The 23,120-nt window shown below is 68.4% G+C and carries 23 protein-coding genes and 6 pseudogenes; 15 read left to right on the top strand and 14 right to left on the bottom strand.

Annotation, left to right across the window (positions count from 1 at the left end; translation table 11 throughout):
- A pseudogene (locus FCI23_RS61390) lies at positions 1-503 on the bottom strand (integrase); the annotation flags it as partial.
- Here FCI23_RS61390 and FCI23_RS46670 point away from each other — a divergent pair.
- Positions 414-641, top strand: a complete 228-nt coding sequence (locus FCI23_RS46670; RefSeq protein ID WP_136730094.1) for a hypothetical protein — start codon at positions 414-416, stop codon at positions 639-641. The pseudogene FCI23_RS61390 and the gene FCI23_RS46670 overlap by 90 nt on opposite strands.
- 192 nt (positions 642-833) lie before the next feature.
- On the opposite strand, the gene FCI23_RS46665 is transcribed toward FCI23_RS46670, so the two are convergent.
- Complete coding sequence (locus FCI23_RS46665; protein ID WP_136730093.1) at positions 834-1,133, bottom strand: hypothetical protein; 300 nt, start codon at positions 1,131-1,133, stop codon at positions 834-836.
- A gap of 248 nt (positions 1,134-1,381) precedes the next feature.
- A complete protein-coding gene (locus tag FCI23_RS61385) occupies positions 1,382-3,340 on the bottom strand; it encodes a putative Ig domain-containing protein (protein ID WP_246144718.1) in 1,959 nt (652 codons plus the stop codon).
- A 331-nt stretch (positions 3,341-3,671) separates the two neighbouring features.
- On the opposite strand from FCI23_RS61385, the gene FCI23_RS46655 reads away from it, so the two are divergent.
- Positions 3,672-4,490, top strand: a complete 819-nt coding sequence (locus tag FCI23_RS46655) for a TrmB family transcriptional regulator (RefSeq protein WP_136730092.1) — start codon at positions 3,672-3,674, stop codon at positions 4,488-4,490.
- Between the two features lie 103 nt (positions 4,491-4,593).
- A complete protein-coding gene (locus tag FCI23_RS46650; RefSeq protein ID WP_136730091.1) occupies positions 4,594-4,797 on the top strand; it encodes a hypothetical protein in 204 nt (67 codons plus the stop codon).
- Between the two features lie 62 nt (positions 4,798-4,859).
- Here the strand turns inward: FCI23_RS46650 and FCI23_RS46645 are convergent, their stop codons facing one another.
- A complete protein-coding gene (locus FCI23_RS46645; protein WP_211265779.1) occupies positions 4,860-5,189 on the bottom strand; it encodes a hypothetical protein in 330 nt (109 codons plus the stop codon).
- Between the two features lie 711 nt (positions 5,190-5,900).
- Here FCI23_RS46645 and FCI23_RS46640 point away from each other — a divergent pair.
- The 3 genes and pseudogenes from FCI23_RS46640 (at position 5,901) to FCI23_RS46630 (ending at position 11,049) form a co-directional block, all read left to right on the top strand.
- The gene (locus tag FCI23_RS46640; protein WP_246144717.1) at positions 5,901-6,194 is read left to right on the top strand and encodes a right-handed parallel beta-helix repeat-containing protein; all 294 of its coding nucleotides are present in this window, start codon (positions 5,901-5,903) and stop codon (positions 6,192-6,194) included.
- A gap of 182 nt (positions 6,195-6,376) precedes the next feature.
- Positions 6,377-6,921: pseudogene (locus tag FCI23_RS63380) on the top strand (ThuA domain-containing protein).
- A gap of 90 nt (positions 6,922-7,011) precedes the next feature.
- Entirely contained in the window at positions 7,012-11,049 is a 4,038-nt protein-coding gene (locus FCI23_RS46630) for a glycoside hydrolase family 3 C-terminal domain-containing protein (RefSeq protein ID WP_136730090.1), read from the top strand.
- Positions 11,050-11,194: 145 nt separating this feature from the next.
- Here the strand turns inward: FCI23_RS46630 and FCI23_RS46625 are convergent.
- Positions 11,195-11,347, bottom strand: a pseudogene (locus tag FCI23_RS46625) (IS5/IS1182 family transposase); the annotation flags it as partial.
- 114 nt (positions 11,348-11,461) lie between these two features.
- Between FCI23_RS46625 and FCI23_RS46620 the strand changes: the two are divergent.
- A pseudogene (locus FCI23_RS46620) lies at positions 11,462-11,860 on the top strand (hypothetical protein); the annotation flags it as partial.
- A gap of 10 nt (positions 11,861-11,870) precedes the next feature.
- On the opposite strand, the gene FCI23_RS46615 reads toward FCI23_RS46620, so the two are convergent.
- The 5 genes from FCI23_RS46615 to FCI23_RS46590 all read right to left on the bottom strand — a co-directional run bounded on the left by FCI23_RS46615 (position 11,871) and on the right by FCI23_RS46590 (position 15,975).
- A complete protein-coding gene (locus tag FCI23_RS46615) occupies positions 11,871-12,674 on the bottom strand; it encodes a hypothetical protein (protein ID WP_136730089.1) in 804 nt (267 codons plus the stop codon).
- Positions 12,675-12,878: 204 nt separating this feature from the next.
- Positions 12,879-14,138 carry a hypothetical protein gene (locus FCI23_RS46610; RefSeq protein WP_136730088.1) on the bottom strand — a complete coding sequence of 420 codons (1,260 nt, stop codon included), beginning with the start codon at positions 14,136-14,138 and terminating at the stop codon, positions 12,879-12,881.
- Between the two features lie 212 nt (positions 14,139-14,350).
- On the bottom strand, positions 14,351-14,662 hold the full coding sequence (locus FCI23_RS46605) for a hypothetical protein (RefSeq protein ID WP_136730087.1): 312 nt from the start codon (positions 14,660-14,662) through the stop codon (positions 14,351-14,353).
- Between the two features lie 181 nt (positions 14,663-14,843).
- Positions 14,844-15,035, bottom strand: coding sequence for a hypothetical protein (locus FCI23_RS46600; protein ID WP_136730086.1), 192 nt, complete (start codon positions 15,033-15,035; stop codon positions 14,844-14,846).
- A 556-nt stretch (positions 15,036-15,591) separates the two neighbouring features.
- On the bottom strand, positions 15,592-15,975 hold the full coding sequence (locus tag FCI23_RS46590; protein WP_246144716.1) for a hypothetical protein: 384 nt from the start codon (positions 15,973-15,975) through the stop codon (positions 15,592-15,594).
- A gap of 256 nt (positions 15,976-16,231) precedes the next feature.
- Here FCI23_RS46590 and FCI23_RS46585 point away from each other — a divergent pair, with 256 nt between their 5' ends.
- Both FCI23_RS46585 and FCI23_RS46580 read left to right on the top strand, forming a co-directional pair.
- Entirely contained in the window at positions 16,232-17,374 is a 1,143-nt protein-coding gene (locus tag FCI23_RS46585) for a YihY/virulence factor BrkB family protein (RefSeq protein ID WP_136730083.1), read from the top strand.
- 250 nt (positions 17,375-17,624) lie between these two features.
- The gene (locus FCI23_RS46580; RefSeq protein ID WP_246144715.1) at positions 17,625-17,900 is read left to right on the top strand and encodes a phosphatase PAP2 family protein; all 276 of its coding nucleotides are present in this window, start codon (positions 17,625-17,627) and stop codon (positions 17,898-17,900) included.
- Positions 17,901-18,104: 204 nt separating this feature from the next.
- Here FCI23_RS46580 and FCI23_RS57475 read toward each other — a convergent pair whose 3' ends face one another.
- On the bottom strand, positions 18,105-18,263 hold the full coding sequence (locus FCI23_RS57475; RefSeq protein ID WP_169317290.1) for a hypothetical protein: 159 nt from the start codon (positions 18,261-18,263) through the stop codon (positions 18,105-18,107).
- A 62-nt stretch (positions 18,264-18,325) separates the two neighbouring features.
- The gene (locus FCI23_RS46575; RefSeq protein WP_136730082.1) at positions 18,326-18,550 is read right to left on the bottom strand and encodes a hypothetical protein; all 225 of its coding nucleotides are present in this window, start codon (positions 18,548-18,550) and stop codon (positions 18,326-18,328) included.
- Between the two features lie 407 nt (positions 18,551-18,957).
- Between FCI23_RS46575 and FCI23_RS46570 the strand changes: the two are divergent.
- The 3 genes and pseudogenes from FCI23_RS46570 to FCI23_RS46560 form a co-directional block, all read left to right on the top strand.
- A pseudogene (locus FCI23_RS46570) lies at positions 18,958-19,149 on the top strand (helix-turn-helix domain-containing protein); the annotation flags it as partial.
- Positions 19,150-19,185: 36 nt separating this feature from the next.
- Positions 19,186-19,692 (top strand): sigma-70 family RNA polymerase sigma factor, encoded by a 507-nt coding sequence (locus FCI23_RS46565; protein ID WP_136730080.1) that lies wholly within the window; start codon positions 19,186-19,188, stop codon positions 19,690-19,692.
- Complete coding sequence (locus FCI23_RS46560) at positions 19,689-20,369, top strand: hypothetical protein (protein WP_136730079.1); 681 nt, start codon at positions 19,689-19,691, stop codon at positions 20,367-20,369. Before FCI23_RS46565 ends, FCI23_RS46560 begins: the two co-directional genes overlap by 4 nt.
- 59 nt (positions 20,370-20,428) lie before the next feature.
- Here the strand turns inward: FCI23_RS46560 and FCI23_RS46555 are convergent, their stop codons facing one another.
- Together FCI23_RS46555 and FCI23_RS46550 are read right to left on the bottom strand one after the other, a co-directional pair.
- Positions 20,429-21,424, bottom strand: coding sequence for a transposase family protein (locus FCI23_RS46555; RefSeq protein WP_211265780.1), 996 nt, complete (start codon positions 21,422-21,424; stop codon positions 20,429-20,431).
- 114 nt (positions 21,425-21,538) lie between these two features.
- A complete protein-coding gene (locus FCI23_RS46550) occupies positions 21,539-21,721 on the bottom strand; it encodes a hypothetical protein (protein WP_136730078.1) in 183 nt (60 codons plus the stop codon).
- Between the two features lie 312 nt (positions 21,722-22,033).
- On the opposite strand from FCI23_RS46550, the gene FCI23_RS46545 reads away from it, so the two are divergent.
- The 3 genes and pseudogenes from FCI23_RS46545 to FCI23_RS46535 all read left to right on the top strand — a co-directional run.
- A complete protein-coding gene (locus FCI23_RS46545) occupies positions 22,034-22,267 on the top strand; it encodes a hypothetical protein (RefSeq protein ID WP_136730077.1) in 234 nt (77 codons plus the stop codon).
- A 14-nt stretch (positions 22,268-22,281) separates the two neighbouring features.
- On the top strand, positions 22,282-22,812 hold the full coding sequence (locus FCI23_RS61370) for a hypothetical protein (protein ID WP_246144713.1): 531 nt from the start codon (positions 22,282-22,284) through the stop codon (positions 22,810-22,812).
- A gap of 36 nt (positions 22,813-22,848) precedes the next feature.
- A pseudogene (locus FCI23_RS46535) lies at positions 22,849-23,120 on the top strand (hypothetical protein); the annotation flags it as partial.

The raw sequence follows: 23,120 nt of genomic DNA, 5'->3' as shown, positions 1-23,120 counted from the left end.
CGTGCTCGATGACGGCGAAGACGTGCACGGTGGCACCGTTCAGGGTGGTGGCGGTGAAGTAGTCGCAGGCCAGGATCGCGTGGGACTGGCTGCGCAGGAACGCGGCCCAGGTCTGACGGTCACGTTCGGGCGCCGGCTCGATCCCGTGCTGCTTCAGGATCTCCCACACGGTGGAGGGTGCGACCTTGATACCGAGGACCGCGAGTTCGCCGTGGATCCTTCTGTAGCCCCACCCACTGTTCTCGCGGGCCAGTGGCAGGACGAGAGCCTGGATGCTGCTGGGGGCACCTCCCGGCCGAAGGCTGGGGGAGGGTCGGTGGACGGCCGGGCCGCTTGCGACGGGAGGCGGCGGCGTGGCGGCGGCGCATGACGTCCCGGTGCCACCTCAGAACCGTGTCCGGGGAGACGATCAGGTGCAGCTGCCGCAGCTTGGGCCTGGGGAGCCGGTGGAGGAGCGCGGCCAGGAAAGCGCGATCCGCCGAGGAGACGCGTGGCCTGTTGATCTGCCGCTGCAGGACGGCCAGCTGGTGCCGCAACGTCAATATCTCGATGTCCTTGTCAACGTCGCTCATCGGCAGCAACCGTATGAGGGAGAACACGCTCGACACGGCGAGGTAGGGCAGTCGCAGCAGCATGGTTGATCAGCCTGACACGCTTGTCCGCCGATCGACGGCCGTTCGCGGCTGCAGCTCACAGGCCATGGATGGGGTTTTCGGCACCCGCAGGGCGAACCCGCAGACGGCACCGCCGCGTACGCCAGTGCGACCGGCACCGGCGTTGACACCACGAAGTCGTTCACGGTGTCCGGCTGGGCACGGCTCGTTCCTGCCGACCTATCCGCTGATCTGCACCGTCACGCTGTAACGGCCTTGGTCACCGTCGCAGAGTCGGGCCTCGCCGCAGCTGGTGCGGCGGGCTGTGATGTTTGCCGAGCCGGGTCGGACGGCGCGCAGGGCGAGTTCGACCGTGCCGCAGCCGGCGCCCGGGACGCAGGTGTGGGCTGGTGTGACCCGCGAGGCCCCGACGGCGGCCAGGACATCCGGTGTACCGCTGGTGAGGTCCGACCAGTATGTGCTGTGCAGCGTGACCACAACCGAGGTGCCCACCGTGGCCGAGACGGTCGTGTGGTTCACGCGCTCGTCCAGCCGGAGGGTTGTGGGCGTTGGCGTGGTCGGTGCAACAGACCGTGCGGCGTCGGCGCCGCACGCCGAGGTGGCGGCGAGAGCCAGGCATGCGGCGAAGCGGAGTGCAGAGTGGGTGCACGGGAGCGCCATGAACGTGCCCCCTTCCGGGCAGTGAATGCCGATAGGACGGGTCCGCCCCGGCAGTGGTTCCCTGCCGGGGCGGAACGTGTCGTGCTGTGCCGGGGAATCCGGATGGGTCAGGCGGCGTTCAGGGCGGTGTCGTCGACCACGAAGCTGGTCTGCAGGCTGGAGTCCTCGGTGCCGGTGAACTTCAGGGTCACCGTCTGACCGGCGTAGCTGGACAGGTTGAAGGACTTGAGTACGTAGCCACTCGCCGCGTTCAGGTTGGAGTAGGTGGCCAGGGTGGCGGTGCCGACCTGGACGGTCAGTTTGTCGTAGGCCGATGTCGTGGTGGTCTCGGCGGTGTCGATGTGCAGGTAGAAGGAGAAGGTGGCGCTGCACCCCGCGGGGATGGTCACTGACTGGGACAGGGTGTCGGTGTGGGTGCTGCCGTAGCCGTTCAGCCAGGCCTTCCAGCTGCCGGAGTGGGCAGGCTCACCGGTGGAGTTGTCGATCACGCCGGTGCTGGCCGTCCACGGCGAAGCGGTGCCGGTCTCGAAGCCGGGATTGCCCAGCTTTTGACCCGGGGTGGCGCAGGTGCCGCCGGTGCTGCTGACGGTCCAGCTGAAGGAGGTGGTGCCGGAGGCTCCCGTGCTGTCCTTGGCGGTGACGGTGACGGAGGAGGTGCCGGCCGTGGTCGGGGTGCCGCTGATCTGACCGCTGGAGGAGATGCTGAGCCCGGCTGGCAGCCCGGTCGCGGTGTAGGTGAGGGTCTGGCCCGAGGCGGAGTCAGAACCCGTCAGCTGCAGAGACACGGCCGTGCCCACGGTGCTGCTCTGGTTGCCGGGGTTGTTCACGATGACCGTGTTCCCCGTGGTGCCGCCGACGATCGGGTGCGTGATGGCGCACGCGTTGGTGTCGTTGGACCAGCTGGCCTGCTCGGCGAAGGTGCCGGTGCCCATCGTGATGTTGGCCGCTCCGCCTGCGCTGCCCGGGGAGATCCAGGCGCATTCGTCGGAGTTCTCCTGGCCGTTGTACGAGCTGCCGGTGCGGTTGGTCCAGCCGCCGGCCGGGTTCTGGTCCGACATCATCTCCTGCCACTCGTGGCCGAGCGTCATGGTCCAGCCGTCGAGGGTGCCGGGGGAGTTGACGAACCCGACGCCGCAGCCCGCGCCGGAGTCGATGTTGTAGGGCTGGTTGCTGAAGGCGACGTCGCCGACGGTCGAGGTGGCCGCACCGCCGGTCAGCGTGGTGTCACCGTTCCAGTCGTGCCAAGCGCAGTACTGATTCTGGTAGTTGTCCGGGTTGGTACCGTGCGGCGACAGGATCACGTAGTACGCGTCGCGGTTCGACGCAGCCGTGGTGTTGCCGAAGTGGCTGGCCGCCTTCACGGCCTCGACGCCGAGTTGGTGCCCTGTGGCCGCACTCGGCGACGCGGCCGAATTGTCGTACCACGCGCCGGCCAGCACGCCGCCGCTCTGGTAGGGGATGAAGTTGGCGTTCGAGGGGCAACTGGTCGCGCCGGACGCCACGTTCGGACCGTCGCACCACTGCGTCAGGTCAGCCGACCACAGCTCGTTACCGGTGCCGATGTCCTTGAACATCTTCTGAGCAACGGGCGCGGCGCCTGCCGAGTCGCCGGAGAAGGTCATGTCTCCGCTGCTGTTGGTGCTCTGCGTGCCCCACTGGGTGCCGTAGAACACCAGATAGACCTTCGAGTGGCCGCTCTGGACACCGATGCCGTCGACGCCGCCGCCGTAGGACAGCGTCTGCGGCCCGGTCGCGATGCTCGGGGACGCCTGGGAGGCTGCCCAGGACTTCATCTTGGCGTGCTGCTGGAGGGTCGGTACCACGCCGTGCCGATAGGGGTGCTGGTACGCGGGGCTGTAGGGGTTGGCGATGGAGTTGCTCTTCGCCTGCTGTGCGGCCGAGGCGGCCACCGCTTGCGGTGCGGCCGGTGCGGCCACTGCTTGCGGTGCGGCGGCCAGCATGCCGCCGGATATCAGGGCCGCTGCCGACAGCAGGGCGGTGGCCCCGCGGCGGGTGAACCGTCGGAGTCGGTCGGGTCTCGCGTGGTCCGTATTCTGCGGTCGCAAAAGACTGCCCTCCATGGGGGATCTGTGCCCTACTGCGGGATGGCTTGTCTGTCAAGGGCATGACAAGCGATGATGCTCCGACATGCCACGGGTTCACTGCTGCCTGTGGGCTGCGAGTAGCGCACGTTCCTCGTTGCGAGCTGCCACCCCGGTCAGTGGTGGCCGTCGATGACGGTAGTGAATGCCTGCCCCAAGGGACTACCAGTGAATGGCAAAGCCTTGCCTCGGTAAGGGAAATGTCCAGGACCAACTACCGTGAAAGGGGCGGGGGTTGATGTGGTGATCCCGGAGGAAGAGTCCGGAGCGCCGAACGGCTATAGCGTTTGACGCCATGGATGTGGACGACGGACCGGTAAACGACCTCGCAGCACTGGGCCTGGCGCGCTACGAGGCGCGGGTTTACCTCGCGCTGGTCAGACGCGACTCGTACACCGCGGCCGAGGTGGCGCGTGAGGCCGATGTGCCCCGCCAGCGCGTCTACGACGTGCTGGACGCCCTGGTGCGGCGCCGGCTCGCCATCGTCCGCCCAGGCAGGGTGGCCACCTTCTCGGCCGTCGCACCCGAGCTCGCCACCGCCCGGCTCATGGCGCTGCAACGCGAATCCCTGGAGCGGCTGGAACAGGTGTCGTCGGCACTGGCCACCGCACTGCTGCCCGTCTGGTCCGATGGGCGCACCAAGACCGACCCGCTCGACTACATCGAGGTGCTGCGCGACCCCAAGGCCATCACCGAACGATTCGCCGACATCCAGGAACACGCCGAACGCGAACTGCTGAGCTTCTGCAAACCCCCCTTCGTCGCCCCGGCCGGCAACACCGAGGGGATCGCGACGGTGCGCAGGCTGCGCGGTGCAGGGGGCCGGGCCCGGGCCATCTACACTCATGACGCGCTCAACGACGCCGAAGTGCTGGAGAGCGTGCGGGGTTTCGGCGAGGCCGGGGAGGAGGCCCGGTTCACCGCCGAGCTGCCGTTGAAGCTGATCATCGCCGACGCCTCGCTCGTGCTCTGCGACATGCCGGACCCGGTCGCCGGCACTGGCGCCACCACCGCGCTCTACATCGAACACCCAGCGCTCGCCAACTGCCTGCAACTCGCTTTCGAGAGCGTTTGGGACCGCGCCGAGCCGGCGAACGCGGCGCACAGAGCCTAGCCTGCACGTTTCACTTGTGGCGGCGCCCGAGGGCCATCGCCGTAGCCGTCCAGCCGATTACGCTGTGGGTGCTTAAGCCAGGCTGGCTCCCTCCCCGTCACCGGTGCTGCTGGCAGCCGCCGGCACGGCGTACGAATTCGCCCGGGCTGCGGAGCCGGTGCTGCGCCCGTTGGTCGACGGCCAGGTCTCCACGCTGGCCGACCTCGCGGCCGCTGCCGGCTTGGAAGCCGCCGACGTCGCCGCCGTGGTCGGCGACCTGCTCGACGGCCAGGCCTGTAGGGTGCCGAAAGTCACGCACTGCCTCTGATCAGGTATTTTGCAGCACCCGTCGATCATGGCAGGGTCGGATCTTATGGCGTTGCGCGTGCTCTACCTGATCTTCTTGCGGCTCCTCGGACTGCTCCTGCTGCTCTCCCGCTCGCCGGGCGCCAAGGACGTCGAGCTGCTCGCGCTGCGCCATGAGAACGCGGTGCTACGCCGCAGCTGCCGCAGCTTGGGCCTGGGGAGCCGGTGGAGGAGCGCGGCCAGGAAAGCGCGGTCCGCCGGAGTGACGCGCGGCCTGTCGATCTGCCGCTGCAGGACGGCCAGCTGGTGGCGCAGCGTCAATATCTCCATGTCCTTGTCGACGTCGCTGATCGGCAGCAGCCGTATGAGGGCGAACACACTCGACACGGCGAGGTAGGGCAGTCGCAACAGCACGATCCATCAGCCTGACACGCCTGCCCGGCGATCACCGGCCGTTCGCGAAAACCTACACGTCACAGGCCATGGATGGGGTTTTCGGCACCCGCAGTGTCTGGCGGTGTGTCGGGGCGTGGGGCCCGGTTCCGGGCCTGTGCTCAGGGCGCGACGGGCTGGCACACGCCCCGCCGACCTTGAATCACGCTGAGCCCTTAGTACAGCGTATTGACAAACCTGGGTACCGCTTCATACGTTCACATGGCACCACGCCCGACACTGCACGAGCAGTGGTAACTCCCGCTTTTAACCCGCCCGTTGGGCCATCACCTGCCGGTGCAGGTCCGCCGAGCCTCCTGCCGCCTGACGGCCGGGATCCCGCCACGGCGAGGACAAGGAAGGAAGGCAACCCGCATTCTCCGGGCCCGCGGAACCCGGCGCACCCGCGGCGCCACGCGACGACCCTTCCCTCACCGATACGGGACATCACCGGGTGAATCGCCGGACCTGTCGGCGACTCACCCTGGCAGGCGGATCAAGGTCAATACGCGGAGGCCTATTGACAGCCACTTGGGCAGAACATCGAGATGAAGAACAACCTGGTGAACAGCGTGTCGTCCAACAGCGCCCTGGACATCAGCGTATTCGGCGACACGGGACACCCGCTGGAGTCCGCCACGGTCAGCGGAAACGTCCTGCAGGGCGGGCGGCTGGAACGGTGTCCGGCACGGAGTGCGGATCAGCTCTCCGGCCAGCACCTCGAAGTTCCCCACCGCGTACACCAACGTCACCTTGAGGAACAACATCATGCGCGGAGCCCTGCGGGCCGGCCTCTACATCGATCGCACACGCGTCAACGTCACGCTGACGAACAACACGATCGACGGTCCGGCCACCCAGGGAATCTGGATCACGTCGGGGGTCACCGGCACCGGCACCTTCAGGGGCAACAAGGTGCGGAATCTGCGCTCGGGCCAGGGCGCAACACAGAACGACTCACCGACCACGTTCGGCGTCACCCGCTGAGAGAACCGGCCTGACGCTCAGTTCACCCCGCGGTCGAGTCTGCGCTCAGGTTCGTCGGGGCGCAGACTCGACCGCGGCCTGCGTTGCGAGGCAGGCATGTGCAGGTGCGCTTCAAGCCGAGCACCGCGGCCCCGAATTCGTAAAACGTATTGACAAACTGCGATGGCGGTTCATAAGTTCGCATGGCACCCCTCCGACCTCCGACCCCGTCCGAGCACCCCGTGTCGGCGCGGTCGGTCGGCCTACACCGTTCATTTCCTACCGCCGCGCCTGCCGCGCGGCGCCGACGGGAGCGTGCAATCACCTTGACCACTGACATCCGGCGGGCGCTTGTCGTCCACGGCGGTTGGGACGGGCACCAGCCCGTGACGATCAGCGACGCGTTCGTGCCGTTCCTCAAGGAGCAGGGCTTCGTCGTCGAGACATCCGAGGACCTCGCGGAGTACGAGGACGCGGAGCGCCTGACCGCAACCGACCTGATCGTGCAGTGCTGGACCATGGGAACGATCAACCGGGAGCAGAGCGTCTTGCCGCCGCGGTGCGCGCGGGCACCGGCCTGGCCGGCTGGCACGGCGGCATCGTCGACTGCTTCCACGATCACAACTACCACTTGCTGACCGGCGGCGAGTTCGCGATGCACCCGCCGGGTTTCCACGACTACACGGTGCATCTGCTGCCCGAGCGCGCCGACCACCCCGTCATCGCATCGCTCCCGGCTCCCCGGTGATCGTGCACTCCGCGCAGGCCACCATCACCGGTGCCGGCGTGCTCCCCATGAACCTGTACCCCAACGGCGCATGACGTGAAGGAGACAACTATGCGCTCCCGAAGACTCATATCGTCAGCTGGACGAGTGCTGGCCGCCGCGGTAGCGGTGAGCGTGGTCGCCGGGGTGCCGGCGGTGGCACAGGCGAGCTCGCGACGTGCGGCGCAGTCTGCCGCCGCCTCAACGCAGCCGATCTACCTGAACACGCACTACTCGTTCGCTCAGCGGGCGGCCGATCTGGTGTCGCGGATGACGTTGGCCGAGAAGGTGGCGCAACTCAAGACCAATAACGCGCCGGCCATCCCGCGGCTCGGACTCCAGCAGTACACGTACTGGAGTGAGGGCCAGCACGGCATCAACCGGCTCGGTGCCGACACTGCAGCGGGCGGTCAGGGCCAGCTCGACGTGACGGCGACCAGCTTCCCGGTGAACTCCGCGGCCACGATGTCCTGGGATCCGGAGCTGATATACCAGGAGACCACGGCGATCTCGGATGAGGCGCGTGGGTTCCTCGACAAGTCGCTCTGGGGGACCGGACAGAACAACCTCGGCCCGTCCGCGTCGAACTACGGCGATCTCACCTTCTGGGCGCCGACGGTCAACATGGACCGTGATCCACGCTGGGGGCGGACCAACGAGTCGTTCGGCGAGGACACCTACCTGGCGTCCACGATGGCCGACGCGTTCGTCAACGGGTATCAGGGGCAGACGATCACCGGCCAGTCGATGACCCCGTACCTGAAGGTCGCGGCAACCGCCAAGCACTATGCGCTGAACAACGACGAGAACAGCCGGCACACCCAGAGCGCGAACACCACCGACGCGAACATCAGGGACTACTACACCAAGCAGTTCGCCAGCCTGGTGCAGGACGCGCACGTGTCAGGCGTGATGACGTCCTACAACGCGGTGAACGGCACGCCGGCGCCCGCAGACACCTACACGGTGAACGAGCTGCTGCAGGCGACCTACGGGTTCGGTGGGTACACCACCTCGGACTGCGGTGCGATCAGCGACGTCTACTCCTCCGGCGGCCACAACTGGGCGCCACCGGGGTGGACGACCAACGGCACGACGTGGACGAATACCGCCACCGGCAAGCAGGTCCCCGCGGCGGCGGGTGGGCAGGCGTTCGCGCTGCGGGCCGGCACCCAGCTGAACTGCACTGGCGATGAGCTGACCACGCAGAACATCGACGCGGCGATCTCGCTGGGCCTGTTGACGCCCGGGGTGATCGACAGCGCGCTGACGAAGCTGTTCACGATCCGGATGGAGACCGGCGAGTTCGACCCCGCGAGCAAGGTCGCCTACACCGGGATCACGAAGGCGCAGATCGAGTCGCCCGCACACCAGGCGCTGGCCGAGAAGGTCGCGGCGCAGGATCTGGTGCTGTTGCAGAACAACAAGGTCTCAGGCACGTCATCCCCGCTGCTGCCGGCGAACCCCGCCAAGCTGAACAACATCGTCATCGTCGGCAATCTGGCGAACACGACGACGCTCGGCGGCTACTCCGGCCAGCCGACGCTCAAGGTCAGCGCCGTGCAGGGGATCACCGCGGCGGTCAAGGCGGCCAACCCGTCGGCGACGGTCACCTTCGACGCCTGCGGCACCTCGACGACCGCCACCACGCCTGCGGCGTGCTCGGCCGCAACGCAGACCGCGATCAAGGCGGCGGACCTGGTGATCGTGGTCGTCGGCTCGGATCTCGGCGTGGCCGACGAGGGCACAGACCGGTCAGCGCTGGCCTTGCCGGGCAACTACGACTCGCTGATCAGCCAGGTCTCCGCCCTCGGCAACCCTCGTACGGCGCTGGTCATGCAAGCCGACGGCCCGTACGACATCCAGGACGCCCAGAAGGACTTCCCGGCGATCGTGTTCAGCGGCTACAACGGCGAAAGCCAGGGCACAGCGCTCGCCCAGGTACTGTTCGGCCGGCAGAACCCCTCCGGCCACCTGGACTTCACCTGGTTTGCCGACGACTCACAGATCCCGGCGATGGACAACTACGGGCTCACCCCGTCCCAGACCGGCGGACTCGGCCGCACGTACATGTACTTCACCGGCAAGCCGACCTACCCGTTCGGATACGGCCTGTCCTACTCTCACTTCACGTACTCCGATGTACAGGTCGGACCCGGTTCCGTCTCCGCCGACGGCACGGTGAGCGTCGGCTTCGACGTCACCAACACCGGCACGGTCGCCGGCTCGACGGTCGCCCAGCTCTACGCGGCGCCGGAGTTCACCGTGCCCGGTGTGGAGCTACCGAAGGAGCAGCTGGCGGGCTTCCAGAAGACGGCGGTGCTCGCGCCAGGGCACACCCAGCACGTCAACCTGTCCGTCAAGATCGCCGACCTCAGCCAGTGGGACGAGAGCGCCCTGAAGCAGGTCGTCTACGACGGTGCCTACCAGTTCCGCATCGGACCTGACTCCGCCACCGTGGCCGGCTCCGGCACGGTGCGGGTGCGGGGCGCCATTACTCCGCGGGTGCAATCGGTCACCGTCCAGCCAGACCAGGTGGTCTTCAAGCCCGGCGACACGCTGAACCTCACCAGTACCAACCCATGGATCGCGCCGGACACGAACTCCGCGCTTGAGCAAAATCATGCGACTGCGGACAACATCATCGAAGCGGCCGACAACGACCAGTCGTTCGTCGACCTGTCCCACGCTCATGTCACCTACCGCACCAGCGACCCGCGGGTCGCCACGGTCAGCGACACCGGCGTGGTCACCATGCGAGCACCCGGCGCCGCGACAATCGAGGTGACGGTGAACGGCGTGACCGGCACAGCTCCGATCGTGGTGCAAAACCCGTTCAATCTGCAGGCGGCCGGCATTGTGAAGCCGAACACCACTATCACCGCGACCGCAACATTCGCCAACATCAGTGCTCACGCCGTCCGTGACCTTTCGATGAGCCTGAACTCGCCGAGCGGCTGGACGGCGACGGCGACCTCACCGGTCTCGCTGTCCAATGTGGCTCCCGGTCAGCAGGTGACGGCCACCTGGAGCGTCACGATTCCAGGCACCGCGAGTCCGGGTACCAAGGCGGAGCTGGACGCGACGGCAGCGTTCACCGGCGGGGCCGGTGCCTACACCGAAGCCGCAGTCAGCCCGCTCACCGTAACCTCGGGTGCCACCCCCGGACAGGTCACCCCGGTGGTGACCGGGATTAGCCCGCCGGCCGGTTCGCTCCAGGTGGTCTTGAACAACCCGTCGGACACCCCCACCACGGTGACGGCGGTCAACTGGAAACTCGGCAGCGAATCGGGTACCCAGCCTGTCAGCGTGACCATCGCTCCCCAGGCGTCGGCCACCGTGGATGTGCCGGTGACGAGCGTCAGCTTCGCCACGATCTACCCCTTCACGGTGACGAGTGTCATCTCCGGCGACCTGCCCTCGGAAGCCCTTTCCGGCCATGTCACCTTCCTACCCGTGGTCAACAAGAGCCTCGGCAGTTCGTGGACGCTTTCCCAGGTCCAAGACGGCCCCGCGGTGGATCTGGCCACCACCGCCGACGGGACCTGGAAATCACTGGACACCTCCCAGCCTTACGGCGGTCCGTCCGATCTGTCGGGCAAGGTGTGGCTTGACTGGGATTCCACGAACCTCTACATCACGGCCGACATCACCGACGATGTCTTCTCCGAACCCGCAACCGGGGCCAATGTCTGGCAGGGCGACTGCTTGCAGGTAGCGGCTACTTCGGGCGTGCCGGGTTCGTCGGCCGCGGAAAGCACCGCCTCGGTCACCGGACACTACGAGTACGGAGCCGCGCTCACCTCGGTCGGCGCTCAGTTGTACCGATGGATCGCTCCGACTGAGGGCAGCGGACAGGTCACGAACGCGACCGTCAATGTGACCAGAGACGACACGACCCACACCACCCTGTACGAGCTGGCGCTGCCGTGGAGCGACCTCACCTCGGTCCAGCCCGCAGCGAACAACGTGTTCTCCTTCTCGCTGGACGTCAACGACAAGGACAACGGGGTTCGCAAGGGCTACATGCAGTGGGGCGACGGCATCGGCTCCAGCAAGGATGTCGGCGGCTTCAACATGGCCCAGTTGATGCCCGCGAGCGGATCGTAGCCTCGTTGTCGTAGCTTGAGATTTGCAAGATCATGTTGTGTTGGGATTGCGGATACGCCTGACACGCGGCACGGCCACCTGGCACTCTTCGGGACTGTCGAAGGACTCGAAGAAAGTCGGGTGGCCGTGGGTCTTAGGAGTCAGATCAAAAAGAGGCTTTCAGGCGTCGCCAGCAGATGATCGCGCAGCCGAGGGTGAGGAAGGCTTGGTGGATGTCGGCGCGGATCTCCCAGCGGATGCGCAGTCGGCGGAACCAGTGCAGGAGGGCGAAGGCTGCTTCCACGACCCTGCCCTTGCCGAAAACCTCATCCGGCCTGGTGGCGGATGGCGTGAGGGGTGCTCGGGGTGTCGGGGGCGGGCGCTCGAATGGTGCTCTCGCGAGGCTGATGATCGCCCGGGATGATGGTCGGTCGTGCTGCTGCGACTGGCTTACCTGGCCGTGACCAACGCGTTCGCCATGCTTCGCTTGATGCCGATGAGCGATCGGGACAAGGACACGCAGATCCTTGCCCTGCGTCATCAGATCACCGTGCTGGAGCGTCAACTCGGCAACGACAGAGTACGGTTCACCCCGAGCGACCGGGCGTTCCTGGCGGCGTTGCTGCACCGACTGCCGTCCCAGGTGCTGCGCAGGGTGCGATTGCTAGTGCGTCCCGACACGGTGCTGCGCTGGCACCGCGACCTGATCGCACGCCGCCACGCTGCCGCCTCCCAGCCCAAACGCTCAGGAAGGCCGCGGACCGTGCGCTCCATCCGCTCCCTGGTGCTGCGGCTCGCCCAGGAGAATCCCAGCTGGGGATACCGCCGCATTGTCGTACTCATCAGGTGACTCCTTCGGGGAGATACACACCCAATTCATGACACTCCCCACCTTGATCCCGAGAACGAGGAGTTCGCCGTGGCCGCAGAACCTGTGCGGGTACGGCTGCGCGTCCCGCGATCACGTCATCGAACCCCCGGCGCATCCGAAGGCCGCTCCCGATGAGCCCGAACAGGCTCGCACCCGTCACGGCCACACCGAGCACACCGGACCCCGCGCCGAGAGCCCTACGGCTGTCGGAGAGCGGGGCGTAGGCGACGTCGGCGGCGACCTGGCTGACCATGATGGGGACCGTGCTGCCGGGCCGAGCGCTGACGGGCAGCGTCCGACCGATCTCGCGGATGCCGTTGACGGTCCAGTTCCCGATGCAGACGACCGTGTCGCCGTCACTGCTGGGGTGGCACTTGGTGACCATGGCGTTTACCGGGGTGGTCGGGGCCAGCGCCGGGGCGAGGAAGTTCGCGGCCCCGGCGAGACACATGACCCCGGCGAGGAGACCGAACCCGACGACGCAGCCGGGCGGCCCGCCGAAGGGAGCGATCCGGTGGCGGGAGAAACCGAGGACGCGAGTCGTCAGGATCGCGCGTATCAGGACGATCGGGACCAGCAGGATCGGCGAGAGGAACTTCGCGGCGTTCCACCCGGCGTTCGGGACGACTGTGCCGACCGGCCAGGAGACGATGGTGAGTGCCAGCAGCCCCCAGAACGGCACGGCGAGGACCCACCGCGTCATGCGGGCGACGCGCGCCTTGCGTGCCGCCACCTCCGTCGGCAGCGCGTAGCCGCCCTGTTCATGCATGGACATGGGTACTCCCCGGTCGCAACGGCGAGGCAGCGAGCGCAGCGGCTGAGAACGGTTCGCGGTGCGGCGGCCTGCCGAGGTAACGGGCCTCCTTTTCCTGGTTTTGAAGCGATGCAGGTGAGGTGTGATCACCTCTTGGACGGGCGGTCGGTGCTGTTGCCGGGGCACTGCTCGCCGCCTTGCCGTCGCGGCCGTCGGCCCCCTGTCTCAGCGTTGCTGGGCGGCGCGGAACTCCGGCAGCCAGACGGGGTTCTCGCCCGGCAGGCCGCCCTTGCCGCTCTGCACCATCTGTGGGCAGAACAGACTGTTGAGCACCCACGGCGTCTTGTCCGGGTTGAAGTTCGCCGCTCCAGCCTTGTCCTGGGTGATTCCGTAGCCGGCCACCGCCAGCCGCCCCGTCGCGCGGAACGCCGCCATCTGTCGTGTCAGGTAGTCGCGGTGGGCTTGCAGCCAGGACGTGCTGGCCAGGAAGCCGCTCCACTCCTCCTGGCTGAATCGCCGCTGGTTGGCGTCTTTGAGTATCTGCCAGACCGGTGTGCCGCTCGGGATGCCGTAGCGAGAGGCGAAACCGGGATCGACCGGATCCTTCATATGCTGCTTCCACAGCTTCACCAGCGAGAACTCAGTGGCCAGGAAGTGCTGGTCGGGCCGCAGCCGGGCCAGGACGTAATCGACGTACTTCTTCGCGTCCGCCATCGACGACACGTGCGGGTGGATGTCCACGCCGGCCAGCTCCGGCGTCCGGGCGGCGAACCTCACCCAGCGGTCCGTCTGGGGGGTCTGGTTCCCGACCTCGTCGATGCCGTTGAGTGCGCCCATGTAGAGCTGGGTGCGGCTGTGTCCGCGCTGCGCGATCGCATGCTGTGCCAGCGTCTCGTAGAACTCGTTGATCCGCGGGCTATGGCGGTCGGCCTTCGTGGTCTCGTAGAAGGGCTCATTGCCGATGACGATGATGTCGACCTTGTCCATGGCCGCCGCCATGGCGTTCTGCAGCTGGGCGAGCGGTGTGCGCATCGCCGTGCTGCCGGATGCGGGCAGCGGCTGGTCCTGGTACTGGAACTTCAGCGTCAGCACCGTGCCGTAGCCGTGGTCGGCGGCGGCCAGGAGTTTCTTCAAGCCCGGCTGCTGGTCCGCGGCGCTGGCCTTGCCGGCCTCCCCCAGTATGTAGAAGCCGCGCAGCCAGCTGGCCGACGCGGCCCGCAACTGAGCGAAGTCGATGAGGTCGAGGGCCTGGTTGTAGTTGGCGGCCAGCACGCCCTGGGCCGGCGGGGCGGTGACGTTGCCGGCGCTGCCGCTCGACGAGGCTGGGCTGGGGGTGGTGCTGGGGGTGGTGCTGGACGTGGCGCGGCAACCGGCCGCGCCCACGACGGCCAGGCCGAGGGCACCGGCCGCGCCCAGAACCTGTCGGCGCGAGAACTGCGGAGCTGCGCCGGCTGCCACGGGCGCTGAGGCGGCGTCGTCTTTCATAACTCCCTTTCGATGTAGCGGCAACGGATGGTGCCGCCGTGGGCGATCCGCGATTTCGCAGGCGGCAGCGTGTTCACCCGGCAAGGTGGCGGGTGAAGGGCCCGGCGGGTAGCTGAGACGAGGGCCGCGCGGCGCTCGCTCCCCCCAGCGGTCGCTGCCGCGGCAGGTCTGCGGGCGCCGGCTGTCGACCACCCTCCTGAGCAGCGGTTGCCTCACCTGCGACTTCCCGGAAGGGGATCACTGTGCTCCGGAGGAACCGCCGCCGACATTGAAGTCGAATTGCTCACGTACCAGGTGCCGCCGATGCGGGTGACGTCGGCCCGGGCCTGGACCTGGCCGGGTTTGAATCCGCTGGAATTCGTCAGGAGGATCCTGCTGAGGGGCTGTCCACCGACGGTAATGTCCTTCGCGGGTACGACCGCGGTCGTGCCCTGTACCGGCACCTGGGAGACCCGCACGACCGGGCGGCCCGTCGCATGCTTGGGCGTGAACGCCTTGCGGAAAGAGGCGACTGTACTTCGCATCTGCTGCCCTTGCGTCCCCTTACCGGCGCACAGTTGCGCAGACACAGGCTGCCCCGGCGACGTGCCGGTGGCCGGGGCTGCGCCATGAACGAGCAGGCCTGCTTCACGTGGCCGTCGACGACCGCGGTGACCCACTTGGCGACCACGGCTTCGGCGCTGGATCCGCCGGCCGACGGCGACGTCACCGCCCGGAGGATGCCGTCGCCCCGGAGGAGGGCGTGGTGCCGGCCGAGGCGGAACTGCCGGCGCTGGACGATGCGCCACCGTTGTTCGACCCGCCCGACGAGCACCCCGCCAGCATCGGTACCGCCGCCACCAGCGCGGCCCCGGCGTTCCAGCCCGAAGCCCAGCCGCCCGCGTTTCCTCGTCCCATCAGTGCAAGCCCCTCGTGTCCTGTGGATTCCGGCCGCCTCGAAGAGGTGTCGGGGCGGACTCAAGATCTACGACGGGCGCGGGGCGCGCTCGGTTCGTCCTGCCTGAGGAACTTCTGCACTCCTTCACCGGGTGAGCACAGGGTGACGGTTTCGGATACGTGGTGACCGTTGGCGGCCAGGGTGGTCGTCGGCGTCTACGCCGTGTGCTGCAGGTTCGCCCACACTGCCGCGCACGCCCTTGGACCGGGGTTCCGCAGCTGACGGCGGCTTCGTGGCACGGTTGAGGCCGTTGTCGCAGGTCACGAGCCTGCGGCCTGGTAGAACACGTGAATTCGCCTAGAAGATTGCTGAAGATCTTGTTCTGGGGGCTGTCCGGCTGGGGGCTGTCCGGCTGGGGGCTGTCCGGCTGGGGGCCGGGCGGCCTGGCGGCCGCCGAGAACCAGCACACCAGCGTGACCGGAGAGAAACCAACGGCCCAGCTCGTGCACACGCTCGCCAGGGAGGTGATGCGCCTCAACGAGCAGCGATTCGTGTTTTTGAGCCCCACAGGTCTGATCACACGGTCAGTACGGCGATTGCCTCGCTCCCGGGAATCTGGTCCAGGTATGCCTGGATGTCGCCGGGATCCGAGGTTGCGATGATCGCCGCATCAATCTCCAGGGCGGTCAGAGCAACCAGGCCGTCCACGGGGTCGAATTTTTTCTTCCGATTCAGCCCAGCCCTGCCGATCAGTTCACCGATCCGACGCCATTCGGTTTCGGTGTAGCAGCAGACTACTGCGCAGTCCTTGAGCGCCCGCGCCAGGTGCGCCGTCTTCATTCCACCGCGCCATGCTTGAGCGATGACCGGGGCCGGGACCACCGGCCGCCCCGTCAGGCAGTACTCGGCGTGCTGCCGCCCGGCCCGCGAACTGCCTGGTGTCGCGAGGGCGATGAGCATCCCAGCGTCATAGACGACGTCGCCGAGGGTTGCAACATCAGGGCATGTGGGACAGCCCCAATTCATGCGGCAGCCCGGCGGGAACGTACAGCGGTGGCGCGAGCGCGGGCCGCCATGATCTCCTGGCGGATGCGGCGATAGCCTCCAGCTGGAGGCCTGGACGGCGGCGCGGCTGAGCCACCCCCACGCGGTGGCTGTCTTCGACTTCGGTACCGGCGCGGGGTGTGTGGCGCAGGTACGGGGTTACGCGTTCTGTATGACACGCCTACTCAATTTCAGACACCGACACGGTTCGGATCGCCATGATGGCGAGACCCCGCACGATGGCGAGACCCCGCACGATGGCCCGGCACAGCCGGCGGCGCGGGATGCTACCTACGGTCCTGGCCGGCCCTCGTCGGGACCCGGCGAGGGCTTCGGTCCGGCTCCGGAGGTGGAGCGGGATGCTCCGGACGCTCCAACGGAGATGCCGAAGAGGTCCTGGCGGGCGGTGCTGCGGCGGACGTTCGGCGAGTTCAAGGACGACGAGCTGACCGACCGCGCGGCGGCGCTGAGCTACTACGGGGTGCTGTCGCTGTTCCCCGCGCTGCTGGTGCTGGTCTCACTGCTGGGGATCTTCGGCAAGTCGACGACGAGCACTGTCCTGGACAACCTCAAGCGGCTCACCCCGGGCTCGGCCCGTGATGTGATCACCAATGCGGTGCAGCAGTTGCAGGGCAACGCGGGCATCGGCTCGGTGGTAGCGATCGTGGGTCTGGCGCTGGCAGTGTGGTCGGCATCCGGATATGTGGCCGCCTTCATCCGCACCTCGAACGCCGTCTACGACATTCCCGAGGGGCGGCCGGTGTGGAAGGTGCTGCCGGTCCGCCTGGGCGTCACCGTGGTGCTGATGATCCTGGCGGTCGTCAGTGCGCTGATCGTGGTCTTCACCGGCGGCCTGGCCCGCCAGCTCGGCGCCGCCCTCGGGATCGGGGACACCGCCCTGACCGTGTGGTCGATCGCGAAGTGGCCGGTGCTGGTGGTGCTGGTCACCCTCATGATCGCGATCCTGTACTGGGCGACGCCGAACGTGCGGGGCCGCGGCTTCCGCTGGATCACTCCGGGCAGCTTCCTCGCGCTGCTGATCTGGATGATCGCCTCCGCCGGGTTCGCGGTCTACGTGGCGAACTTCGCCTCGTACAACAAGACCTACGGCACCTTCGCCGGGATCATCGTCTTCCTGGTCTGGTTGTGGATCACCAATCTGGCGATCCTCCTGGGCCTGGAGTTCGACGCCGAGATGGCCCGCGAGCGCGCCATCGTCGGCGGCCACCCCGCCGAGGCCGAGCCCTACGTCGAGGCCCGCGACACACGCAAGTGGACGGAGCGGGACAGGCGGCGTCTCAAAGGGCAGCGGTGACGGCTGTGCCGATCACGGCGTGAGCCGGACGGAAAGAGGAAACCGCAGGCCATGGATGCTGTGACGGGTCTACGAGACAGTGAGCGGCGGCTGACGAAGCGCATCGCGTCCTGGGACACCCCGTGGCCGCCGCGTGCTGTCGGCGGTTGGAGACGGCCGAGCACAGCAAGCTGTGGTGCGGTGCGGCGGACGTGATGGCGAGGCGGCGGCTTGCGCGGTGCGAGGGCAGCAGCCGCCGGCCACCGGAGGAATGGATCCCGCACAACGACGTGACGACCGGCCGGACAGCTCCTCCTTCCCGTCCGGGCACATGGCCGCCGCGGCCGCCTTCACCGCTGCCGTCGCCCCGGCGTGGCCGTGGGCCGGGGCGGCGTGCGCGGTCCCCGCCGTCCTGGTCGGCGTGGAGCGGGTCCACGACGGCGCCCACTACCCCAGCGATGTGATCGCCGGCGCCGCGATCGGGCTGGCGAGCGCCTGGCTGGTACGGGCCTCGCCGCGACCGCGTCGTGCTCTACTGTGCCGTTAACGAACGTGTCACCGTACCAGCCGCAAACCAGCGGGAAGTGGCTGGTGGAGCTGTCACTATTCCGGACAGTCCCGGGTGCCTCGCTACGGTGTAGCGGGGGCGGTGCTCTGCCGAGGTGGCGGTAGATGGGGGGCGGGTGACGCCGAACTCCTCGGCGATCTGCTGGACGGTGTAGTCACCGGAGTCCGCTCGCGGAAGCGGCACTCACCGCCCCGTGCGCCTGGACCAGCGCACGCCGACCAGGACCAGGTCGGCCACGAGGAGCACGGCGCCGATGACGAGCAGGTAGAGCAGTCCCTTGGCGACGGCGCCGATGATGCCCAGCACGACCGCGACGATGACCACAAGCAGGAACAGGACCATGGTGGTGCCTCCTTGGGACAGGGTGGTCAGCGGCGGGCAGGCTGCCGCTCGCCGCCGGGTTGCTAGGGCAGGCGGTAGTGCTGGAAGACCGCTTCCTCACTGGTGGCGGGGAGCACGTCGTCGGTGCCGGTCGGAGGGCAGTTCTTCACCAGCGACGTGGCGTAGTTGATCTTGACGTAGCCGGTTCCCACGATCACGCCGTCCAGGGGGACGAAGACCAGGCGGTGCCCGGTGGGGTCGACCACGTCGTGGGTGCGCCACTCCCGCAGATCCGCTGCCTCGATCACCGCATCTCCCATCCACCGTGCCGGCGACCTGAGACAAGCCCCCGATCGCCTGGCTGTCTACCGCTGTGACCTGTGCACTTCCAGTCTGCGCCTTGCGCGGCGACACCCGGGCACACACACCGGGCGGTGTCCGTCCGGCCAGGAGGATGTCGAGGCTGCGTTCGAGTTGGGTGACGCCGTTGTGGGAGGCCACGCCCACTGGCCCCGCGGTGCCGCGGTGCCCGGGCATGCCCTCCCCGAGCGGGTAGTAGGCGCTGGTCGCCCGGCCCTCGCTTACGACCTCACCCGCGATTGATCGAGGTGCGGCCGTGACATGACGAGGGCCGCCCGCAGCTGCGCCACCCGGGCATCGACGCCACGCCGACCACGACCGCACCCGGGGCACCGCCTACGCCGCCTCGCTCACCGCAAGGCTGGACGCCGTGGGCAGCGTCGGCGAGGCTGCACAACGACTGACGATCCACCCCGACACCCTCAAGTACCGGCTGCGCCGCGCCCGGGAGCTGTTCAGCCTGGACCTGGACCACCCGGACGACCCGCTGTCCTGCTGGCTGCAACTCCGCCTTGGACGAATGCCGCTGGAGCAGTCGCCGGAGTAAGTAAGCGGATCGCGGCCCCCGAAGCGTTAAGGGGGTGTGAAGCAGTTGGAGTTCAGCGAGTTCTACGAGGCCAATCGGGACGTCTGCCTGCGGGCGGTGCTGGCCGGGGTGGGTGATCGGCAGTTGGCCGAGGACCTGGTCGCCGAGGCGTTCACCCGTGCCTGGACGTCGTGGCACGTGGTGCGCCGGCACCCCGCGCCCCGTGCCTGGGTGGTCCGGACCGCGTTCAACACCCGGGTGTCGTGGTGGCGCAGACGGCGGCGCGAGGTCGCTATCGACGTCGTCCCCGACACCCCGGAGATCGCCGCCGGTGACCGCGGTCCGGACAGCGGGCTGGACCCCGACCTGCTCGCCGCGCTGCGCGGCCTGCCGGAGCGACAGCGCGAGGTGATCGCGTTCCGGGTCTTCCTCGACCTCGATACCAAGGCCACGGCCACGGCTCTGGGGATAGCGTCCGGAACCGTCACCGCCCATCTGGCCCGAGCCGTCGCGACCCTGCGCGGCCACTTCGTGAGCACGGACAATCTGGAGGTCAGGTCATGAGCCTGCACAGCATGAACGAGGACACCATCGAGGCAGAGCAGGTCCTGGGTGCCCTGCGGCAGTCCATGGACGGCGTCACCATGGACGCCCCGGTCGAGCGGATCGCCGCGGCAGGCCGGGCCCGGACCCGGCGGCAGCGCCTGGCCAAGGTCTCCGTCGTCGCCGCGGCGGCGGCCGGCCTGGCGCTCGGCGTCAACAGCTACGGCAACCCGGCGACCGCGCCGCCCGCGGCCGGGAACAGCACCGGGACGGGTGCCGTGCACATCCACACCGTCGCGTTCAGCGTGGACACCAAGACGGACGGCACGGTCCACGTCAGCTGGGACAAGGCGAAGTACTTCAGCGACCACGCCGGCCTCCAGGAGGCCCTGGCCCGGGCCGGGTTCCCGGTGATCATCAAGGTCGGCGAGTTCTGCCTGGGGCCCGGCGACGACGCGAGCCTGAGCCACGGCGAGGGCCCCGGAGTCACGCAGGTCATCACGGGCGAGCGGCAGAGCAACGGCCGGGTCGAGCTGGTGTTCACCCCCTCGGCGATGCCCGCGGGCAAGCAGCTCTTCATCGGCTACCTCAATGCCGCCCAGCTGGCGGCCAGCGGGGGCCGACCCGGCTCCGTCGAGCGCCTGGTCCCGACCGGCGTCACCCTGAGCTGCACCACCCAGGCGCCGACGCACGACTAACGACCTCACCCGCGAGTGATCTGTGGGTATGCCGGCCTGGTGGTTCGGCTGGTGGATGATCAGCTGGCCGCGTCGCGGGCGAGCACGAGTTCGGTGCTGTGCTCGCGGCGGGTGGGTCGCTTGGCGGCGCGGTCGGAGATCAGGCCGGCGATTGCCCGGTGGGTCTGTGTGTACGTCTCACGGCGTCCGGTGAATCTGCGCATCGGTGCCCACAGGCGTAGCTCGGCGTTGGTGTGCTCGACGCAGATCCGCGCCGAGAACTGCCGGCGTCTGGCCTCGTGCCAGGCCCGCTTTTCGCCCTCGCAGGCATCGTCCGTGGGCTTCTTCGGAGGGGCGCTGACCTGGTGGGGGAACTCCTTGGTCAGGCCGCGATAGCCGGAGTCGACCTTGGCCTTGACGCTGGGGCGCTGGCGGAACTGTTCGGCGATGCCCTCGGTGCGCACGGCGCTCTGGTCGTGCATTCGGCCGGGCCGCTCCACACCGGAGAACAGCATCCGGCCCTGCCCGTCGCTGAACGTGGTGGTCTTGATGGTGTTCTGCCTGCGCTTGCCCGAGACGAACGCCCGGCGTCCGGGCCTGCCCGCCCTCGGGCGGCGGACCTGGGTCTCGGCACCGTCCAGCCGCAGCGCGACGCCCTCTGCCTCGGCGTACGCGAACACGTCCTCCAGTGTCCGTAGCCGTAGGCCAGGCCGGTCGGGCACGGCGAAGCCGCGCTCCGCGAGCACCGTGCGGATCTCGGCGATCGCCCGGCCGACGGTCGAGGAGCCGACGCCGTAGGCCACAGCGGGCGCCTCGTGGGTGAGGCCGGTGCGCAGGTGGACGAGCGTGACCACCAGCCGGTCACGGAAGGTGAGTTCGTACTTCGGTCCCGCGCCGGCCTGCCTGCGGCGAGCACCACGGCGCCGGTCATGACGCCCACCCTCGCAGCGCGCCTGCCACTGGGGTTCGAGTTCATCGAGCAACTCGCCGAGATGTTGGCGACTCACACCGCAGAAGGCAGGATGGGACAAGGCCGTCACCTCCCGCTCCCGCTCCACCAGCAAAGCCGACAGCAACGTCACTCTCGCCTCCGGCGCGCGGCGGCGGACCATCCCACTGATGCCCGGCCGACCGCAGCTGCCACGAGCCGTCCGGACTAGCGCACGGTGCCCGGTGGCATGCCGGACAGGTCAACCGCCCTCGCAGAGCAGACGGTCGTCGATGGGCTGTACGGGCTGCGGCCGGACCAGTTCACCGCTGCCCGCGCCCGACAAAGTGGCGACCGCGCGCTCGCGGCCCGGATGCGCCACCCGGGTGTCGGTGTTGCACTGGAAGCAGAAGCATCTTGCGGGCTGGCACCGTAGCTGAATCATCCGGGGCTGGTACACCCGCTTCCATGCTCGGCGCCCACGCCAACCGGCCCGGGGGCCCTGAACGCCATCGAGCGGTCGTCGGCAACCAGCCGTGGCCCGGCTGCGACACCACCATGACCCCCGACCAGGTCCACGCCTGGCTGCAGACCGCCGACCGGGGTGGCCCGCCAGGTCCTGGACTAGCCACATCACCACTGCCAGAGCGAGGCTGTCATCACCGCCACCGGCGATGACAGCTGACACCGGCGTGCGCCTCCACAGCTGCCCGCACCGTTCTTGCCCGGCTACCCCACACACGCAGGAGGGATCGCCATGGCCACCAGCACCGAAACCGGCGAGGTCACCGGCACGAAGGACAAGGACTACAACCTGATCTGGTACATCGAGGCGTGCCTGCGCAACGCTCTGCGCCTCGAAATCAACATCCAGGACGCGGAACGCGAGAACGACACCGAACTCACGGAACTGTTCCGCAAAGCACAGGCCGACAGCCGAAAGGGCGCCGAACTGGGCAAGCAACTGCTGCGCACCCGGCTCGGCGGCTGACACGCGCCCGAGGATTGCCCAGCCGGTGCCTGGCGGGCTGGTCGGTCCGTGATTCGGCGTGGTGCCACCGGGGCTCCTCACACGAGCACGCCGCCATCACGCCCCGCCACCTCGGACTGCGCCTGGACATCGCAAGGTCCTACGCCCATCACTGGCAGATCTTCACCGACTGCGGAGTCCTCCCGCTGGCATGCACCGACGAGGCCGACTACGAGCGGCGGGGGCCCCATCGCTACCGGCCGGTCCGGCAACATCGGCGCCGGTGGGCGGTCGTCGCTGCCAGGTGCCCGGCCGGCCGGGGCAGCGTGGCGTGGGCCGGGAGGGGGATGGCCGGCATCACCCTGGTCGTAGCGTCGGGCCACGGGCAGTGCCCGGCCAGAGTCGTCCACTCCCGGTCGTCCTGGCCGGGCACGAGCCTCCCCGCGGTCGCCCACCGGCGCGCCAGGGCTTCGAAGATCGGAGCGTCCACCGGGCGCGGGACCGTTTCGCCGCCGTGCGATGCGACCCGCACCCATCGTGCCGTCATCGTCGTCATGCACACCTAATACCCAGCCGCCCAGATCATTCAGGAGGAGTACCCGATGACAACCACCACGGAATTGGTCATCCCGGCGTTGCATGACGCCCGCGACGCCCAAGCTGCGGTCATCGAGAAGTTCCAGGCGCACATAGCCGTCACCCCCGCCGGGAGCTACCGGCGGATCCTGGAGCACCACGTCGCCGACGCCGAGGAGCACGTCAGCAGCATCGACGAACACATGAACCAGTTGCGGCCCCACGGTCTGCTGCAGGATGCCCTTGAGGGGGCTCGTCACCTCGCCGGGCAGGCCATCCGGGTTGCCCGGCTGCCCCT

Source organism: Actinacidiphila oryziradicis, from assembly GCF_005047355.1.
Lineage (GTDB): Bacteria > Actinomycetota > Actinomycetes > Streptomycetales > Streptomycetaceae > Actinacidiphila > Actinacidiphila oryziradicis.
This window is presented reverse-complemented; position numbering and strand designations above follow the sequence as displayed.